Origin of the sequence: Vagococcus salmoninarum, from assembly GCF_003987495.1 — a bacterium.
Lineage (GTDB): Bacteria > Bacillota > Bacilli > Lactobacillales > Vagococcaceae > Vagococcus_D > Vagococcus_D salmoninarum.
This window is the reverse complement of the sequence record NZ_NGJU01000007.1, coordinates 13,944-33,287: the sequence shown is the minus strand read 5'-3', so window position 1 is coordinate 33,287 and position 19,344 is coordinate 13,944. Positions and strand designations below refer to the sequence as shown.

Below are 19,344 nucleotides of genomic sequence, written 5' to 3'. Positions count from 1 at the left end.
TCTGTTCCCTCCTATTGAAAATTAGAGTCTGCTACCTAATTATTCAGCATCAAACAATTGAATTTCTTTTGAACCTTCTGTTAACGTCACGATTGCTTTACGACGTTTTCTTGTATATCCTGCATATTTACCCATGCGTTTTAATTTTGGTTTAACGTTCATGATGTTAACGTTTTTGACTTTAACTCCGTCAAAAGCGGCTTCAACAGCTTGTTTTACCAAAGTTTTATTAGCTCCGATAGCTACGTCGAAAGTGTATTTCTTTTCGTCCATCGCTAACATTGAAGCTTCAGTGATTACTGGGCGTTTAATAATATCTAGTAATTCCATTATGCTAGCACCTCCTCTACCTGAGTAAGAGCAGCTTGTGTAATTAACATTTTATTGTTAGCTACGACATCCAACACACTTACGTTATCTGAAGATACAACAGATACATTTGGTAAGTTGCGAGCTGACAACGCTGCAAAGTCATTTCCATTTTCTAACACTACTAATACTTTAGTAGTTACATCTAAATTGCTTAAAACTTCTTTAAACTCTTTCGTTCTAGGAGCATCAAAGTTTAATGCATCCACAACAACTAGGTTGTTTTCAGCAACTTTTTCTGATAAAACAGATTTAATTGCTAAACGACGAACTTTTTTAGGAAGTTTGTAGCTGTAAGAACGAGGTGTCGGTCCGAAAACAACACCACCACCACGCCATTGTGGAGAGCGGATTGATCCTTGACGCGCACGACCAGTTCCTTTTTGACGCCATGGTTTACGACCACCGCCACGGACAGCACTACGATTTTTAACCGCGTGATTTCCTTGTCTTAATGAAGCACGTTGCATGATAATTGCATCAAATACAACACTTTCGTTTGGTTCGATACCGAAAATTGTGTCGTTTAAAGTAACTTCACCATTTTTCGTACCATCTTGTTTAAATAATGCTACAGTTGGCATTCCTTAGTTCCTCCTCTCTTAAACGATTATTTAGTAGCTTTCGCTGACTTAATTTGAACTAATGATTTTTTAGAACCTGGTACGTTACCTTTAACTAAGATAACATTTTTTTCAAGATCTACACGTACAACTTCTAGATTTTGAATAGTGACACGATCGCCACCCATTTGACCAGCTAATTTTTTATTTTTGAAAACTCTATTAGGAGCCACTGGACCCATTGACCCAGGACGACGGTGGTAACGAGAACCATGTGACATCGGTCCGCGAGATTGGCCATGACGTTTGATAACGCCTTGGTAACCTTTACCTTTCGTAATTCCTGTAACGTTAATGATGTCGCCTTCTGTGAATACATCCACCTTAACTTCTTGTCCTACTTCGTATTCTCCTAGCGCTACATCTTTAAACTCTTTAATGAAGCGCTTAGGAGTCGTGTTCGCTTTCGCGACATGACCTTTCGCAGGTTTGTTCGCCAAGATATCACGTTTGTCTTGGAAACCCAATTGAATTGATTCGTAGCCGTCCGTTTCCATTGTTTTAACTTGTAAAACAACGTTTGGAGTAGCTTCGATAACTGTTACTGGGATTAACTCTCCGTTAGCCGTGAAAATTTGTGTCATTCCTACTTTTTTACCTAAGATTCCTTTGGTCATGAGTACACCTCCATCCTTTTAATTTTTGTTATAACTTAATTTCAATGTTTACACCACTTGGTAAGTCTAGCTTCATTAAAGCGTCAACTGTTTTTGGTGTTGGATTCACAATGTCAATCAGACGTTTGTGAGTTCGCATTTCGAATTGTTCGCGAGAATCTTTGTATTTATGAGTCGCACGGATTACTGTGTAGACAGAACGATCTGTCGGCAATGGAATTGGACCTGATACACTAGCTCCAGTTCTTTTTGCTGTTTCAACGATTTTCTCCGCTGATTGATCTAAAATACGGTGTTCGTACGCTTTTAAACGGATACGAATTTTTTGTTTTGCCATCTTGTTCCCTCCTTCGCCTATTTTGAAAAGTAGACATAGCTCCACGAAAATATCCGACACAACCGTCCATGGCAATGCGTCCGGGCGTGTCACAACCTCTCGCTTCTCAGCCGCAGGGGTTCTACTCGTACCCCCACTCGTACAATCTGTTCAATACAGACAGCACCTCTAATAGTATACAAAACATCTGGAAATAAGGCAAGCTTTTTTTTGCAAGTTTTTCAAACATTTTCAAGGCTCTTTCTAGCAATTCTCAAAGTACCGCTACGAGTGCATTCCTTCGGCGTGTCATTTTACTAATTACTGATCCTTCCGCCTCTTTTACGACCTCTTCCTTCTATCTAAAGCGGAACTTCAGCCTTTCCCTTTTAAATTCAGCAAGTTAAAGAGTTTTTCGACACTTTTTCATGCTTTTAGCTTTTAAATAGCTGATTCTGACTAAAAGCGCCTCTTCCCTTAAGGTTAAAGACAACAAAAAAAGCTAGAGGCAAGCCTCTAGCTTTAAAAGTATGCTGATTATTTAGTGATTGTAGAAACAACACCAGAACCAACAGTACGTCCGCCTTCACGAATAGAGAAACGAGTTCCTTCTTCGATAGCGATAGCGTGGATTAATTCAACGTCGATTGTAACGTTGTCTCCAGGCATAACCATTTCAGTACCTTCAGGTAACTCGATAACACCAGTTACGTCAGTTGTACGGAAGTAGAATTGAGGACGGTAGTTAGTGAAGAATGGCGTGTGACGGCCACCCTCTTCTTTACTTAATACATAAACTTCAGCACTGAAGTTAGTATGTGGAGTAATTGTTCCAGGTGCAGCTAATACTTGTCCACGTTCGATGTCTTCACGAGCCATACCACGTAGTAATGCTCCAACGTTATCGCCAGCTTCAGCGTAGTCTAACAATTTACGGAACATTTCAACACCAGTAACTGTTGTTTTAGAAGTTTCTTCTGAGATACCAACTAATTCAACTTCGTCACCGACTTTAATTTTACCACGTTCAACACGACCAGTAGCAACTGTTCCACGTCCAGTGATTGAGAATACATCCTCAACTGGCATCATGAATGGTTTGTCAGTATCACGTTCTGGAGTTGGGATGTAAGCATCAACTTCAGCCATTAATTCCATGATTTTAGCTTCGTACTCTTCAACGCCTTCTAGGGCTTTAAGAGCTGAACCAGCTACGATTGGAGTATCGTCGCCTGGGAAATCGTATTCGCTTAATAAGTCACGAACTTCCATTTCAACTAATTCTAATAATTCTTCATCATCAACCATATCCATTTTGTTTAAGAAAACAACGATGTATGGTACACCAACGTTACGAGATAATAAGATATGCTCGCGTGTTTGTGGCATAGGACCATCAGCAGCAGAACAAACTAGGATTGCTCCATCCATTTGTGCAGCACCAGTGATCATGTTTTTCACGTAATCCGCGTGACCTGGACAGTCAACGTGAGCGTAGTGACGGTTTTCTGTTTCATACTCGATGTGAGATGTTGAAATAGTAATACCACGTTCTTTTTCTTCTGGAGCGTTATCGATATCGGCGTAGTTTTGAGCTTCACCAAATCCATTTTTTGCTAATACAGTTGCGATTGCAGCTGATAAAGTTGTTTTACCATGGTCAACGTGTCCGATAGTTCCGATGTTAACGTGTGGTTTTGAACGGTCAAATTTCTCTTTTCCCATTTTAAAAATTCCTCCTAATTGTTTCTAATTTTATTTTATTAGATGACTCTCAATCTCGCGACCAAGAGCCATCCTTTTCACGATAAGTTTACATGATTTCGTAACTAAAAGACAGTATTAACTACTGATTAGTTAGATCCACCATTTTTAGCAATGATTTCTTCTTGAATTGATTTCGGTACATCTTCGTAGTGATCAAATGTCATAGCGAAGACACCACGACCTTGAGTCGCAGAACGTAACGTTGTCGCATAACCAAACATTTCAGCTAAAGGAACCATAGCGCGAACTACTTGAGAGTTCCCACGAGCTTCCATACCTTCAACGCGGCCACGACGAGCAGTAACGTGTCCCATGATATCACCTAAGTAATCCTCAGGAATGATAACTTCAATTGCCATGATTGGCTCAAGGATAGCTGGTTGAGCTTTCTTAGCGGCAGCACGAAGCGCCATAGAAGCAGCAACACGGAAAGCTGTCTCATTCGAGTCAACATCATGATAAGATCCATCATAAAGTTTAGCTTTGATATCCACTAATGGGTATCCAGCAAGCACACCATTGTCCATTGAAGCTCTTAAACCAGCTTCAACTGCTGGGATGTATTCACGAGGAACAACACCACCGACGATAGCATTTTCAAAGGCGAAACCGCCACCTTCAACGTTAGGTGTAAATTCAATCCAAACGTGTCCGAATTGACCTTTACCACCAGATTGACGAACGAACTTACCTTCAGCGTTAGTAACTGGCGCACGGAAAGTTTCACGGTATGAAACTTGTGGAGCACCAACGTTAGCTTCAACTTTAAACTCACGACGCATACGGTCTACAAGAACGTCTAAGTGAAGTTCTCCCATACCAGCGATGATTGTTTCCCCAGTTTCAGGGTTAGTTGATGCATGGAAAGTTGGATCTTCTTCTGATAATTTTTGTAAAGCAGTACCCATTTTATCTTGGTCAGCTTTTGATTTAGGCTCAATCGCAACTTCGATAACTGGTTCTGGGAACTCCATAGATTCAAGAATAACTTGTTGTTTCTCGTCACATAGAGTGTCTCCTGTTGTTGTATCTTTCAATCCAACAGCAGCAGCGATATCCCCTGCATATACTTCAGAAATTTCTTCACGAGAGTTCGCATGCATTTGCAAGATACGACCTACACGTTCACGTTTTCCTTTTGAAGAGTTCTTAACGTATGAACCAGATTTTAAGACACCTGAGTAAACACGGAAGAATGTTAGACGACCTACGAATGGGTCAGTCATTACTTTAAAGGCTAATGCTGAGAAAGGAGCGTCATCCGATGATTCACGGAGAACTTCTTCTTCAGTATCAGGATCAATACCAGTAATTGGTGGTACTTCTGTAGGTGATGGTAAGTAGTTAATAACATCATCTAACATCAGTTGAACACCTTTGTTTTTGAAGGCTGAACCACAAGTAACTGGGTAGAATTCAACGGCTAAAGTCGCACGACGAATTGCTGCCATTAACTCAGCTTGTGAAATTTCTTCACCTTCTAAGTATTTTTCAGTTAGGGCTTCATCAGTTTCAGCTACAGCTTCAACTAATTTATCACGCCATTCTTCAGCTAATTCACGGTATTCTTCAGGAATTTCTTCCTCACGAATATCAGTTCCTTCATCATTTGTGTACATTTCAGCTTTCATTGTTACTAAATCGATAATACCAGTGAAAGTATCTTCTGCACCAATTGGTAATTGAACTGGGTGAGCGTTAGCTTGTAAACGATCGTGTAAAGTTCCAACAGCATAAATGAAGTCAGCACCGATTTTATCCATTTTGTTAATGAATACAATACGAGGAACTCCATAAGTTGTTGCTTGACGCCATACAGTTTCTGTTTGAGGCTCAACACCAGATTGAGCATCAAGAACTGTTACAGCTCCATCTAAGACACGTAGTGAACGTTCAACTTCAACAGTGAAATCCACGTGACCAGGTGTATCGATGATGTTTACTCGGTGACCTTTCCATGAAGCGGTAGTCGCAGCTGAAGTAATTGTAATACCACGTTCTTGCTCTTGTTCCATCCAGTCCATTTGAGAAGCTCCATCATGAGTTTCTCCAATTTTGTGAATTTTACCAGTGTAGTATAAGATACGTTCAGTTGTCGTTGTTTTACCAGCATCAATATGGGCCATGATTCCGATATTACGAGTTTTATCTAGGGTAAATTCTCTAGGCATTCTAATTTCTCCTCTCATGTAATTACTGTTACTTTTTATACAGCTAAATCATCTAATTCCAGTTACGCCCCTAAGGGATAACTGGAACTTAGAGAAGATTCTACCAACGGTAATGAGCGAAAGCTCTGTTAGCGTCTGCCATTTTATGAGTGTCTTCACGTTTTTTAACTGAAGCACCAGTATTGTTAGCAGCATCCATGATTTCTTTAGCAAGACGTTGTTCCATAGTATGTTCTCCACGTAGGCGAGCATAGTTGGCAATCCAACGTAAACCTAAAGTAATTTGACGTTCTGGACGAACTTCAACAGGAACTTGATAGTTAGAACCACCCACACGACGGGCTTTAACTTCTAAGACAGGCTTAACGTTATCCATAGCTTGTGTAAACACTTCTAATGGGTCGTTCCCTGTTGTTTCTTGGATCATGTTGAAAGCATTATAAATAATACTTGCAGCTGTACCACGTTTACCGTCAACCATAATACGGTTGATTAAACGAGTGACGTCTTTTGAATGGAAAATTGGATCTGGTAAAACTTCACGTTTTGTAATAGGACCTTTACGAGGCATTCAAAATTCCTCCTTCCGAATATTTTTTTTTTTTTAGTTTTTGGTTGTTAATTAAGCTTTAGCAGCTTTTGGTTTTTTAGCACCATACTTAGAACGGCTTTGTTTACGGTCGGTAACACCGGCTGTATCAAGGGCTCCACGTACAATATGGTAACGAACACCGGCTAAATCTTTAACACGTCCTCCACGAAGAAGAACAACACTATGTTCTTGTAAGTTATGGCCGATACCTGGAATGTAAGCTGTAACCTCAAGGTTGTTAGATAGACGAACACGAGCATATTTACGTAAAGCCGAGTTAGGTTTACGAGGTGTCATTGTTCCTACACGAGTACAAACTCCACGTTTTTGAGGAGCATTTGAGTTAGTGTGGATTTTTTTAAGGCTGTTATAACCTTTACCTAAAGCTGGTGACGCTGATTTAGTTTCTTTTGATTTACGAGATTTACGAATCAATTGATTAATCGTTGGCATTTTTTATTTCCTCCTTCCCTAAAGGGTTTTCTAGTCCCACACATCCGCGTGGTTCATTTTTTACGATAAAAAGAATGCAAGCTAACTTGCAGTTGTTTATTACCGTTAGAAAATGCTTTTGCTACAGATAGAACATTGAATCTACTGAACTTTAAGCACCTTTAAGAGCTTAACACATTATTCGACTTTTTGTCAACCATCTTTCTAAAGTTTTTATGCTTTTTCAGAAACTTTCTGTTTAACTCCTTAAAAAGTGTGGCGGTTCAGTCCATTGGCCACCTTTTCCGCTGTCTTTGTTACTCTTCTACTATATAATAGAATAGAATAAAACAAGAGGAGGTAATTTCGATGAATTTAAAAGCCCAAGTTGGGATCGCTGCCGCTAGTTATGTCAAAAATCACATGACTGTCGGCTTAGGAACTGGTTCAACGGCCGCTTACTTAGTAGCGGAACTAGGTCGGCGAGTAAAAGAAGAGGGTCTCATCATGACTGGCGTTACAACTTCCGCCGCAACTAAAAAACAAGCTCAGGCTTTAGGCATTCCTTTAAAAGACTTAGATGAGGTGGCGGAGATTGACGTGACGATTGACGGTGCCGATGAAATCAGTCCTGACTTTCACGGCATTAAAGGTGGCGGTGCTGCCTTACTTCACGAAAAAATCGTGGCTAGTTATTCCAAAAAAAATATCTGGATCGTCGATGACTCAAAACTTGTGACAACCTTAGGTCAGTTTCCCTTACCAGTTGAAGTGATCCCTTTCGGCAGTCAGCAGCTACTCAAAAAACTTGCTGCGACGGACTTACAACCAGTTCTGCGTTTGGGTGATGACCAACAACCTCTCTTGACTGACAGTGGTCACTATTTGATTGACCTTCATTTACAGGAACTGGCTGAGCCGGAGAAATTAGACGCTTGGTTAAAAACCTTACCCGGAGTTGTTGAAACTGGTTTGTTTCTTGCCATCGTCGACTTGGTCCTTGTAGGCAAAAGTCGTGGCGTCGAAACCTTAATTGTTCCTCAAAGTCCGAAAATTAGCTAAAACCGTGATTTTTAGTGTTCTTTTTACTATTTAACCTTTATTTATAATGACCGCTATACTATAATTATTTCATATGATAATTAATTCACAAATGATAGGGAGTTGTGTTATGTATTCACCAGAAGAAATATTAGAAACAAGTATCCTTATGGGTACAAAAAAGGTCCAAAAATCATTACAAGCAAAACTTGTTCTCGGCTTCATCGGCGGGGCAATGATTTCTCTCGGTTACTTAGCTTACGTCCGGGTTATCTCTTCCGTAGCGGCTGAATGGGGGAGTTTTGCTACCTTTATCGGGGCCACGGTTTTCCCAGTTGGTTTAATCGTGATTTTACTCGGTGGTGGTGAATTAATTACCGGTAACATGATGGCAGTTGCTAGTGCTTGGTTCGGCAAAAAAATTACCGGCAAAGAGTTAATTATTAATTGGCTGACAATTACCGCCGCTAACTTTGTCGGGGCCTTGTTCGTTGCTTATTTCTTCGGACATATTGTTGGCTTAACTGGTACTGGGGTTTATCTCGAAGAAACGATCACCATTGCCCAAGCAAAAATCGCCGCTACCCCTTTACAAGCTTTCATCTCTGGTATCGGCTGTAACTGGTTTGTCGGTATCGCCCTTTGGTTATGTTACGGCGCAAAAGATGGGGCTGGTAAAATTTTAGCTATTTGGTTCCCAGTTATGACTTTCGTGGCGATTGGTTTCCAACATAGTGTCGCTAATATGTTTATTATTCCTGCAGCAATCTTTGAAGGCCAAGCGACTTGGCTCCAATTTATCCAAAACGTCATCCCGGTCTACTTCGGCAATATCGTCGGCGGTGCTGTTATGGTTAGCGGCTTATACTTCCTAGGTCTAAAACATCATGACTAATCATGATGTTTTTTTTATTAATTAACCGGAGTTTAATAGTTATCTTTGGCGTCTTTTAAGAAAAAGGTCTACAATAAGTGTAACTGGAAGACCTCTTCCAACTAAAGGAGACCTTACTATGAAAAAATTAGTTTTTCTTCGTCACGGCCAAAGTGAATGGAACGCTCTTAACTTATTTACTGGGTGGGAAGACGTTGACTTAAGCCCTCAAGGCGTAGCTGAAGCTCAAGCAGCTGGACGTAAAATTAAGGCTGCTGACATTCACTTTGATATCGCTTATACATCGCTTTTAAAACGTGCCATCAAAACTAGCCATTATGTCTTAGAAGAATCTGAGCAACTGTGGGTTCCGGAACATAAATCTTGGCGTTTAAACGAACGGCATTACGGCGCCTTACAAGGGTTAAACAAACAAGAAACTGCAGAGAAATACGGAGATGATCAAGTCTTACTCTGGCGTCGGTCATATGACACCTTGCCACCCCTACTCGATCCTAGTGACCCTAAATCAGCTGTTAATGATCCTCGTTACAGCCATTTAGACAAACGGGTCATTCCTGGTGGGGAAAACTTGAAAGTCACCTTAGAGCGAGTGACACCTTATTGGGACGACTATATTGCCCCTTCACTACTAGCTGGTGAAACTGTTCTAGTCGCTGCCCATGGAAATTCACTCCGGGCCTTAGCTAAACATCTGGAAAACATCTCTGATGAGGATATTATGGCTTTAGAAATCCCAACTGGTCAACCACTCGTCTACGAATTAAATGATGATTTAAGTGTTGCTAAGAAATATTATTTATAAAAAATAGCTTTCTTAATTATTAAAAGGACTGAATCTTAAGATTCAGTCCTTTTTTGCAATTGGATTCCTTCAGAACTTCCTTTTTAACTCTAAGGTTTTCGGCGCTTTCTCTAGTAGTCGTTGATTATGAGTAACAAAGACAACTGTTCCACCTTGATTGTGGAACCTTTGGAGAATAGCAAAAACTAAGTCTGTGTTTTCAGCATCTAAATTACCCGTTGGTTCATCGGCAAAAATATAGGTCGGCTCTTTAAGTAACAAACGAGCTAAGGCTAGCCGTTGTTGCTCACCACCACTTAATTCAAAGACTTTTTGAGAGAGTTCTACGTCTAAAGAAACTTCTTCCAAGACTTTGAGCATGGCTTTTTTGACTTCTCCTTTAGCTAGGGACTTGCCTTTCAAAGCGATTACTAAGTTAGCTGCCACGCTTTCATTATCAATTAAACCATACGATTGAAATAAATAACCAATTTTAGCTAAACGCAGTTCCCTGACTTTCTTTTTAGTCGGTTGACTATGTTGGTCAAAAATCACAGTCCCTGCCGTTGGTCTTTCAACTAAACTAAGAATATTTAACAACGTTGTCTTGCCAACACCACTATTCCCATAAATACACAAAAATTCACCGGTTTCAATTATTAAGTCATAGTTGTTTAAAACTTTTTTGTGTTTATACTCTTTTGATATGCCCTTTAATTCAATCATTTTGGCCTCCTAACTTAGAAAAGTTACTGATTGAGTCGTTACTAGTTAACCGGCTAACTAAGCAACCATAGATCAACCATTCACTTAAGATTAAAAGTAGTAGAAACGGCATGATGATTAACGACTGAGTCACACACCAAACAACTGCCCCAATTACTATGATTAGTCCTAATTGACTCATAATAAATTTCCATAACAGCTCGAAATACGGATAGCCAAATAAATATTTAATCATAAATCGATAACGGTTAATGGCTAAATACCCCTTTAAGGAGCCATAGCTAGTATATAAAATCGTCCCGCCCATTAAACTTAACACTAAGGTTAAACTTCGCAATTGATCCGTTTTTTCCTTAATCTGTGCCCCCCTGGCATCATAAATCGACGTTGTGCTTTGAATACTTGGTAAAGTATTCGTGGCCATGACTTCAGGTAAGATATAACGGTAACCATTCTCATCAGGAGAATAGACAAAAACGGAAGACGTGAGCCATGATGTATAAAAAGCTGGGTCTAAATTACCAGTGTCAACCACTGCTGTCGGGTCAATTATCGTAAAATCAAGTCGGTCGATTGCTGAATCATAAGTAAAATAGCCTTGCTGATTTTTAACATAGATAAGATTTAAACTAAGCCCTTGTTGCTGATTTTCGGCTTCTGTAAAAAGATATTTTTGAAAATCAAATTGCTCTAGGAAGCGTTTTTCAAGTTCAAATTGGTACTCCTTTAAAACTTCCGGCACTAAGACATTCCAAACCTCTTCCTTGTAAATAAGATCTTCATTACTCACTAACTGGCCATCAGCTTTAAGGATTGGATTAAGCTTTAAGTAATTTTCATTAATAGTGACAGACATGCCTGCTGGTGATGTTAATCGCTCTAGCTCAGTACCACTACGATTATTCATATCATACAAATACTCATCATTACTTAATTTATGATAGTTACTAGCATCGATTAAAAAGATCCCTTTAGGTAAGGCTTCTAAATAAAAGTCCTTTAATCTTACTTCAAAGGGTCGGTACACTTCAGGATCGCGGGTGATTAAACGTAAGTTAGTTCGATAAACATTTTCTGTTCTCAGCCACTCTGCTTGTCTCTCTATTTCTTGTTGTAACTCCTTGCTCTCGTGTATGCCATCAACAAGTAAAAATAGTAAACTGGCTAACAAAAGTCCTTTACTGCCTTGATTGACCCAGAATCCTAAAGTTAAATTATTTTTATCTTTAATCCGTTCAGCCATAAATCCTTGAGAGTGTTGCCGCCAACATAGAAAAAATAGCACTAAGTAACTAATCACTAACAAAAGATACCCACTGATTAAACTGAAACTATAGAGCCAAAAGGCGTAAAAACCACCTCTTGTCACCATAAAGTAACTAGTGACACTCGTTAGCAAACTAATGACCAAAACTAAGCCTAAGTAAACTAAACTTCGGCTAGTCTGCCAAAAGCAAGCTAAGCCTTTGTAACCAAACAAATTCAGAATGGCAATTTTTTTAGTCTGTTGCAAAAGAAATTGCCAATAGCTCAGCAGATTAACGAGTAATAACAAACTAAAAGCGACTAACCAGAGGGACTGATCTAACAAAATGTCCACTAAGCGATAATGATACTCCTCAACTACTTCATAAGTAACATTCCCTAACTCCGCTGTTAACTCTTCTAAAAAAACACTTCTGATAGGGGGCGGAAGGGAATCAATATAGTAAATGCCGACTATGCCCGTTTCTTCAACTTCTCTAAAAGGTCTAACTTCGATAGAAATTTTGGGGTCGTCCCAAATAAAGTCTTGATTTGAAAACAAACTACCCCTTGCCGAACTTCCTTGAGCTGAAGCCTTTAACTGCAAACGACCTTGTAAACTTTGATCAGTCGTATAAATTATTAGTGTCTCTTGGTCTTGCCAGAGATATTTAGCTACACTAACTTGATATGTTTGAGCTAGGCTTTCTAAAAACTGCCGTTGTTCGGTAAGTTCCGTCTGTGCTATCTCATCTGCCATTAATAAACTTAGCCGGTCTTTATTATGAAATTGCCAGTTATTCAAAACCATTTGATTGAGTAACAAGAGACTGACGAAGCCAATAAGTAACAACTGGCAAACTAAACCGACTACCGCAATTTTTTTCATAGGTTTAACTGACCCCTTTTAAGATCAATTGGACTGCCTAAATTTTTTCTTCCATAAGTTTTAGCAACTAGTAATAACTATCATTTAACGATAATTGTAGTAAGCTTTGTTTCCACTACGGGTCCAATCTAACTTAGCTTTACTCCAAATATACGCGTTCTTCCATCCACCACTATGGTAATCACCGTTACCATTTTCTACTGAGGCATGACCTCGACTAACATAATCAACATATTCTGAAATACCTTCGTTTTGACGTTTACCTCGCCGCCACCAACCACGTCCATCAGAAACTGGTCCCGACGTTACCTTTCTCTGACTTATATTGCTTTCAGATTCTTCCGAGTAAATAGTTGAGTAAAATACCCCACTATAGCCATCTAAATTCTCACTACCTCCACCAACTGAACTAATTACAGCATCGGCTACCATGCCACTCGTTCCGACAAACAGTATTAGAACAAACATCAATACGTACTTTCTCATAACGTTCCTTTCTTGAAACAAAACAGTCAAATCTAAGCAGTCCTCAGCTAAAAAATAACATAAGCGTGCAGAATTTTCAATTAAAAAAACTCGTTTACGATTATTTTTTAAATCTAAATTAGCTCTCCCGTTTCTTGAGAATCCCCCTACTTTACAACAAACAAAAAAGTGTCAAAGACCCCTAGTCTCTGACACTTTTTTAGTCATTCATTTTAGAAACAATTTTTCAATATTGCTTCCACATCTTTTGCTTCTAAAGAAACAAAGCCATGTTTTGTAATGGCGCTATGTTCAATGGCTTTTTCTGCCATTAAGGCTAGTTTGCTTTCATCAATACCAACTTCTGGTAAAGTCATTGGAATACCCCAGCTAGCAAATGTCTCGTATAAGGCTTTGATTCCTGCTCTTGCCACAGCAAAGTCATCGCCAGTGGCTTCAATCCCAAAGACATTTACAGCAAAAGCCACAAATTGACTGACAGTTTGCTCATTTAAGACATGTTCCATCCAGCGGGGAATCACAATCGCTAAACCAATGCCGTGGGTAATATCGTAAAAAGCACTTAGTTCATGTTCAATGGCGTGACACGTCCAAGTTCCCTCTTTACCACTACCTGTTAAACCATTTAAAGCCAATGAACTTGACCACATTAAGTTAGCCCGTGCTTCATAGCTAGTCGGTTCAGCTAAAGCGACTGGTGTATAGGCAATGACTGTCTTCATAATCCCTTCAGCGATTCGGTCTTGTAAAGCTGCCGTCGTATTACGACTAAAGTAATTTTCAATCAAATGACTCATAATATCAGCTGAACCAGCTGCTGTTTGAATTGTTGGTACGGAATACGTGTAAGTTGGGTCTAAAATTGAGGCTTTCGGAATTAAGGTTGGACCACCCATCCCAAGTTTTTCTTGAGTTGCTAAGTTAGTAATGACGGCTCCACCATTCATTTCTGAACCAGTGGCTGACATCGTCAAAATTGTCACTAAAGGTAACGCTTCGCCAACGAGACTACGATCTTGAGTGAAGTCCCAAGGGTTGCCATCATAATAACGGGCAGCAGCAATCGCTTTTGAGCAATCAATCGTTGAGCCTCCACCAATTGCTAAAATCACATCAATCTCATTTTCCAGACATAGTTCCCGACCTTTTAACACTGTTTCAATCCGCGGGTTCGGTTCCACGCCAGCTAATTCCGTCACAATGAACTTATTTTCAGCTAATAGCCCAATGGCCGCTTCGTAAATTCCGTTCCGTTTAACACTCCCACCACCGTAGACTAATAAGACCTTTTGACCGTGTTCTGCTAAAAGTTTCGGTAAATGACTGATTTGACCTTCGCCAAAGGCAATTTTAGTTGGTGCTTGAAATACAAAGTTTTTCATAATGAACTTCCTCTTTTCTCGTTATCTGACTAATTAAACTACTTATAAACTCTTAAAAAACGCTACTTGTTCCTGATTACATTCCCGACTAACGGCGAGCTTTTGATTAATATGGAAGACGTGAGTCAACTTGCCACCTGCTGGATCTCGATAGACTTTCGCTGTCGCCTGAACGCCGAGACTTACTAGTTGCTCCGCTAAAGGTTGGGCTAAGTCCCGTAAAAAGTCATCAGTTGCCGTTGTCAAACTCGTTGGCGGGAATTCTGCCGTGAGATAACTTTCGACTGGAAATTGCTCACTAATACTTTCCGTCAGTTCCTCCCCAAAGTAAAAAGGAAAATCAGCATTAATAGCGGTTTTAGTGCCGATAAAATAAACCCCACAGTTTAAGCCCAACCCTTTAATCTTAATTGGGGCTAAGGGAAACGGAAATAATTTACCATAAGCTGGGTTCGTTTGCATCGTCGCGTATTGTTCTGCTAACTGACCACCCGCACTGTCACCGACAATAAACAACTGTTCCAAATCCACTGGGTAATCGGCTTGATTAGCAACTAGCCAAGCCATGACATTATTCGTGTCTTCTAAAGGGGCTGGGTACGTGGCTGCGGGAGCTAAACGGTAATTAAAATTTAAGACAACAAAACCTTCTTTCGCTAAGGCCATCGTGTAAAAGCGATATAACTCTTTGTCCCCATAAAAATAACCACCACCATGAATACTAAAAATAACAGGTAACTTCCCACCTTGACTCTCAGGATAGTAAATGTCTAACAAATTTTCTGAACCATAAGGACCGTAAGAGATATTTCGGACTTTAACTAAATCTGTTGGTTCCTTCAGATCGGCATCACGGATGCCATCGCTTGTGGCCATATTCTTCATCATCAACTTCATTTCTGCAATTTCCATTGGTGACTCCTTCCTTTATTACGTCATAGCTTTATTGTACAGCAAAGAGGCCACTTTTGAGAAGAATTCGCCCTTCTTAAAAGTGACCGTTAACTTTTATGCCTTACTCTTGAATAATCGCTTCTAAAGCGACAATCATCATTTCATCAAAGGTTTCTTGACGTTCTTCAGAACTAGTTTCTTCACCAGTTAAGATATGATCACTGACGGTCATAATCGCTAAGGCTTGGACATGGTACTTAGCTGCTAAATAATAAATAACCGCTGCTTCCATTTCAATTCCTAACACGCCATGTTCTCCTAGGCGGAAGACTTCATCCATACTGTCTTTGTAAAAAACATCATCAGATAACACATTGCCGACATGAATATTAAAGCCTTTTTCTTTGGCTAAGTTGTATGATTTTAATAATAAATCAAAATCAGCAATTTGTGGAAAATCGTGTTTCGGGAAATCATTCCGAATAATATTTGAAGATGTGGCTGCTGCTTGAGCAATCACTAAGTCACGGACATGGACGTCTTTTTGAATCGAGCCACACGTTCCGACACGAATTAATTGTTTCACGCCGTACTCGCGAACTAATTCATTAACGTAAATCGCCGCTGAAGGCATTCCCATACCAGTTCCTTGAACTGAGACTGGTACGCCTTTGTAAGTTCCGGTATACCCTAACATTCCTCGAACTTCATTGTAACATTTAGGGTTATCAAGAAATTTTTCGGCAATGTACTTCGCTCTTAAAGGGTCTCCTGGTAATAAAATCTTTTCAGCTATTTCGCCTGGTTGGGCTGCAATATGAACACTCATTAGTATCGCTCCTCTATTTTTTTAGTTAGTCTTTCCTGGACTGAAAAAAATTAGCAACTCAGCGACGTCACTAACTGGCAACGTCGCTAAACTTGCTATTTTTAACAATTCAATTAAATGTTTTTCAATGTTTCTTTAATTAATGATTTGAAGTCAGCTTTAACCCGTTCAGTTGTTTCAACAACTTCGGCATGGTTTAAGTTCGCTTGCATCCCAGCTGCTAAGTTAGTCACACACGTAATTCCTAAGACACGCATACTCATATGACGAGCAACGATGACTTCTGGGACTGTTGACATTCCAACAGCATCAGCACCCATCGCACGAGACATGCGAATTTCCGCTGGTGTTTCGTAAGTTGGTCCTGAATACCCCATGTAAACCCCTTGTTGTAAAGTGATTTTTAGTTTATCAGCGACTTGACGAGTGATTTGACCGTAAGCTTTATCGTAAGGTTCTGACATGTCAGGGAAGCGTGGTCCTAAGTTCTCATCGTTATCACCAATTAATGGGTTAGCCCCGGTGAAGTTGATTTGATCGGTAATTAACATTAAGTTACCTGGCGTAAATGATGTGTTCACACCACCAGCCGCATTAGTAACGATCATTGAGTGGGCGCCTAACGCTTTCATCACTCGTACTGGGAAAGTCACGACTTGCATGCTATTGCCTTCGTAAAAGTGGAAACGACCTTGCATCGCTAAGACTTTTTTACCTGATAATTCACCATACACTAATTGCCCTGCATGGCCAACGACTGTTGAAACTGGGAAGTTGGGAATTTCTTCATAAGGAATCACGATTGGGTTATCGATTTCATCCCCAAGTTCGCCTAAACCAGAACCAAGAATTAAACCAAATTCTAATTCTTTCACGCCTTTACTTTGAATATAGGCAACTGTTTCTTGTAATTGTTCGCTTAATACTTTTGTCATTAATATCGTCCTTTCACCGTAAATGGTGGTTTATTTTAATTTATCTAAGAAGCTTTTGCCATTTTCTGTGGCTGGTACACCGAAGTTTTCAGCAATTGTCGCTGAAATATCTGAGAAATAGCCTTGTGGCAAGTTGCCTTGGCCGGTCATTTTTTTACTATAAGCAAGTAATGGCACATATTCACGAGTATGATCTGTTCCTGGGAAGGTTGGATCATTGCCGTGGTCCGCTGTAATTAATAATAAGTCATCTTCTGCCATCGCTGCATAAATTTCTGGTAAGCGAGCATCGAACTCATCAATTGCTTGGCCGTAACCAGTCACATCTCGGCGGTGACCGAAGAGAGCATCGAAGTCGACTAAGTTAGTGAAACTCATGCCAGTAAAGTCTTGACCCATGACTTTGATCAATTGATCAACGCCATCCATGTTAGACTTCGTCCGGACGAATTCAGTAATCCCTTGAGCGTTAAAGATATCATTGATTTTACCAACAGCAATCACATCTTTGCCAGCATTTTTCAGAGAGTCTAAGACTGTTTCGCCGAAAGGATCTAAGGCATAGTCATGACGATTCGCTGTTCTTGCAAAGTTTCCTGGTTCTCCTAAATACGGACGGGCAATAATTCGACCAATCATGTAAGGATCATCTTTAGTGATTTCACGAACGTACTCACAAATTTTGTAAAGCTCTTCTAAAGGAATCACTTCTTCATGAGCAGCAATTTGTAAGACTGGGTCAGCCGATGTATAAATAATCAAATCGCCAGTTTTAATTTGATGTTCACCGTAGTCGTCAAGGACGGCTGTACCACTGTAAGGTAAGTTACAGACGATGCCCCGACCTGAAAATTCCGAAATTTTATCTAATAACTCTTTTGGAAAGCCTTCTGGAAAGACGCGGAAAGGCGTTTCAATGTTCAAGCCCATAATTTCCCAGTGGCCAGTCATTGTATCTTTACCTACTGAAATTTCTTCAAGCTTCGTTGCGTAGCCTTGATGGTCCGCAACAGCTTTAACCCCTGCTAAAGGTTCGATTGTGCCTAAACCTAATTGTTCCATATGCGGAACGGTTAAGCCTGCTGTTTCAGCAATATGCCCTAAAGTATGGCTACCTAAGTCTCCAAATTTTTCAGCATCTGGTGCTTCACCAATACCAACTGAGTCTAATACGACTAAATGTACTCTTTTAAACATCTAATTCCTTCTTTCTTGATTTTCAGTTATTTCGATGTCTTCATTGTTGTTTCTTGTTAATTATAACAATTAGCTGATCAGCTTTCACTACTTTTCCAGTGATGACTCGCTAAGAAAACATGTTGTTTTAAAACTGCTTCTAGCAGAAACGTGCCAGAGATCGAAAGTAAGCTTTCATCTTGGCACGTTCAGTTAGAACTATTTAGATTTGATGTAAGTTTGTCCGTTAGCTTTTGGTCCTTGTGACTTACCAATAAAGGCAACTAACACAATGATTGTTAAGACATACGGTGCTGCTTGTAACCAAACAGGCTCTAAACTACTAATAAATGGAATTGATCCACCGATAACGGCTAAACTTTGGGCTAATCCGAAGAAAATCGCTGCCCCCATCACGGTAATCGGGTTCCACTTACCGAAGATCATTGCTGCCATAGAGATAAACCCTTGACCGGCAATCGTTGAGATTGAGAACTGACCAGAGATTGATTGAACGGCTACCGCTCCACCAATTCCGCCTAAGAAGCCAGAGATCATAACGCCAGCATATTTCATGCCGTAAACGTTAATCCCTAAAGTATCAGCTGCTTGAGGGTTTTCCCCAACGGCCCGTAGTCTTAAACCAAACTTCGTTTTAAAGATGACGAAGTAGGCGATAAAAGCTACAGCAATTGCTAAGTAAGCTGGTGCTGACGTATCTTTGAAGAAGATTTCACCGATAACGGGAATATCTTTTAAGATTGGCACACTCATTTTACCGAAACGCATTTTAATTAAATCTGTTTGACCATGACCATCAAAGATCATTTTTGTTAAGAAAACCGTTAATCCTGGGGCCATTAAGTTAATAACCGTTCCGGAAACAATATGGTTTGCTCTTAAATTAATTGTGGCAACAGCATGGATTAGGGAGAAGAGAACTCCGACTAAGCCACCAAAAATCATTGAGATCCAAGGTGTCGCTGCCCCAAAAGTACTAGCTGTAAATAAGTTAAAGACGGTAGCACTAAAGGCCCCGATTGTCATAATTCCTTCTAAACCAACGTTGACAACTCCACTTCGTTCAGAGAACGTTCCACCTAAAGCTGTAAAAATTAGAGGAGCAGAATACACTAGTGAGGAAGAGACGATAATAGCTAAAATTCCAACCATTG

General features: G+C 40.0%; 20 protein-coding genes. 3 read left to right on the top strand and 17 right to left on the bottom strand.

The annotated features are described in order from the left end of the window. Positions 1-39: 39 nt before the first annotated feature. From rplW to rpsL, 8 genes are all read right to left on the bottom strand, one after another. Positions 40-330, bottom strand: a complete 291-nt coding sequence (rplW, locus tag CBF35_RS05830; protein WP_126779036.1) for a 50S ribosomal protein L23 — start codon at positions 328-330, stop codon at positions 40-42. Continuing rightward, a complete protein-coding gene (gene rplD, locus CBF35_RS05825; RefSeq protein ID WP_126779034.1) occupies positions 330-953 on the bottom strand; it encodes a 50S ribosomal protein L4 in 624 nt (207 codons plus the stop codon). The genes rplW and rplD overlap by 1 nt, the downstream gene beginning before the upstream one ends. 26 nt (positions 954-979) lie before the next feature. Next, positions 980-1,609, bottom strand: coding sequence for a 50S ribosomal protein L3 (gene rplC / locus CBF35_RS05820; RefSeq protein WP_126779033.1), 630 nt, complete (start codon positions 1,607-1,609; stop codon positions 980-982). 28 nt (positions 1,610-1,637) lie between these two features. Next, on the bottom strand, positions 1,638-1,946 hold the full coding sequence (gene rpsJ, locus CBF35_RS05815) for a 30S ribosomal protein S10 (protein WP_126779032.1): 309 nt from the start codon (positions 1,944-1,946) through the stop codon (positions 1,638-1,640). Between the two features lie 516 nt (positions 1,947-2,462). Beyond that, a complete protein-coding gene (gene tuf, locus CBF35_RS05810; protein WP_126779031.1) occupies positions 2,463-3,650 on the bottom strand; it encodes an elongation factor Tu in 1,188 nt (395 codons plus the stop codon). A 128-nt stretch (positions 3,651-3,778) separates the two neighbouring features. After that, on the bottom strand, positions 3,779-5,863 hold the full coding sequence (gene fusA, locus CBF35_RS05805; protein WP_126779030.1) for an elongation factor G: 2,085 nt from the start codon (positions 5,861-5,863) through the stop codon (positions 3,779-3,781). A 100-nt stretch (positions 5,864-5,963) separates the two neighbouring features. Further along, positions 5,964-6,434 carry a 30S ribosomal protein S7 gene (gene rpsG / locus CBF35_RS05800; protein ID WP_126779029.1) on the bottom strand — a complete coding sequence of 157 codons (471 nt, stop codon included), beginning with the start codon at positions 6,432-6,434 and terminating at the stop codon, positions 5,964-5,966. 51 nt (positions 6,435-6,485) lie between these two features. Then, entirely contained in the window at positions 6,486-6,908 is a 423-nt protein-coding gene (gene rpsL / locus CBF35_RS05795; protein WP_126779028.1) for a 30S ribosomal protein S12, read from the bottom strand. A 348-nt stretch (positions 6,909-7,256) separates the two neighbouring features. On the opposite strand from rpsL, the gene rpiA reads away from it, so the two are divergent. The 3 genes from rpiA to gpmA all read left to right on the top strand — a co-directional run bounded on the left by rpiA (position 7,257) and on the right by gpmA (position 9,628). Beyond that, the gene (gene rpiA, locus CBF35_RS05790; RefSeq protein WP_126779027.1) at positions 7,257-7,949 is read left to right on the top strand and encodes a ribose-5-phosphate isomerase RpiA; all 693 of its coding nucleotides are present in this window, start codon (positions 7,257-7,259) and stop codon (positions 7,947-7,949) included. Positions 7,950-8,058: 109 nt separating this feature from the next. Continuing rightward, positions 8,059-8,823: a formate/nitrite transporter family protein gene (locus CBF35_RS05785; protein WP_126779026.1), complete on the top strand. Its 765-nt coding sequence runs from the start codon at positions 8,059-8,061 to the stop codon at positions 8,821-8,823. 118 nt (positions 8,824-8,941) lie between these two features. Beyond that, on the top strand, positions 8,942-9,628 hold the full coding sequence (gene gpmA, locus CBF35_RS05780) for a 2,3-diphosphoglycerate-dependent phosphoglycerate mutase (RefSeq protein WP_126779025.1): 687 nt from the start codon (positions 8,942-8,944) through the stop codon (positions 9,626-9,628). 69 nt (positions 9,629-9,697) lie between these two features. Here gpmA and CBF35_RS05775 read toward each other — a convergent pair whose 3' ends face one another. From CBF35_RS05775 to CBF35_RS05735, 9 genes are all read right to left on the bottom strand, one after another. After that, a complete protein-coding gene (locus CBF35_RS05775) occupies positions 9,698-10,333 on the bottom strand; it encodes an ATP-binding cassette domain-containing protein (RefSeq protein WP_126779024.1) in 636 nt (211 codons plus the stop codon). Then, positions 10,326-12,467, bottom strand: coding sequence for a DUF1430 domain-containing protein (locus CBF35_RS05770; protein ID WP_126779023.1), 2,142 nt, complete (start codon positions 12,465-12,467; stop codon positions 10,326-10,328). The genes CBF35_RS05775 and CBF35_RS05770 overlap by 8 nt, the downstream gene beginning before the upstream one ends. Before the next feature lie 84 nt (positions 12,468-12,551). Beyond that, on the bottom strand, positions 12,552-12,953 hold the full coding sequence (locus CBF35_RS05765; RefSeq protein ID WP_126779022.1) for a bacteriocin: 402 nt from the start codon (positions 12,951-12,953) through the stop codon (positions 12,552-12,554). A gap of 212 nt (positions 12,954-13,165) precedes the next feature. Then, positions 13,166-14,335, bottom strand: coding sequence for an iron-containing alcohol dehydrogenase (locus CBF35_RS05760; protein WP_126779021.1), 1,170 nt, complete (start codon positions 14,333-14,335; stop codon positions 13,166-13,168). Between the two features lie 42 nt (positions 14,336-14,377). After that, complete coding sequence (locus tag CBF35_RS05755; protein ID WP_126779020.1) at positions 14,378-15,247, bottom strand: alpha/beta hydrolase; 870 nt, start codon at positions 15,245-15,247, stop codon at positions 14,378-14,380. A 103-nt stretch (positions 15,248-15,350) separates the two neighbouring features. Then, entirely contained in the window at positions 15,351-16,058 is a 708-nt protein-coding gene (gene deoD / locus CBF35_RS05750; protein WP_126779019.1) for a purine-nucleoside phosphorylase, read from the bottom strand. A 113-nt stretch (positions 16,059-16,171) separates the two neighbouring features. Next, a complete protein-coding gene (locus CBF35_RS05745; protein ID WP_126779018.1) occupies positions 16,172-16,993 on the bottom strand; it encodes a purine-nucleoside phosphorylase in 822 nt (273 codons plus the stop codon). A 30-nt stretch (positions 16,994-17,023) separates the two neighbouring features. Next, positions 17,024-18,190: a phosphopentomutase gene (deoB, locus tag CBF35_RS05740; RefSeq protein ID WP_126779017.1), complete on the bottom strand. Its 1,167-nt coding sequence runs from the start codon at positions 18,188-18,190 to the stop codon at positions 17,024-17,026. A 198-nt stretch (positions 18,191-18,388) separates the two neighbouring features. Further along, the gene (locus CBF35_RS05735) at positions 18,389-19,342 is read right to left on the bottom strand and encodes an ABC transporter permease (protein WP_126779016.1); all 954 of its coding nucleotides are present in this window, start codon (positions 19,340-19,342) and stop codon (positions 18,389-18,391) included. Positions 19,343-19,344: the final 2 nt, after the last annotated feature.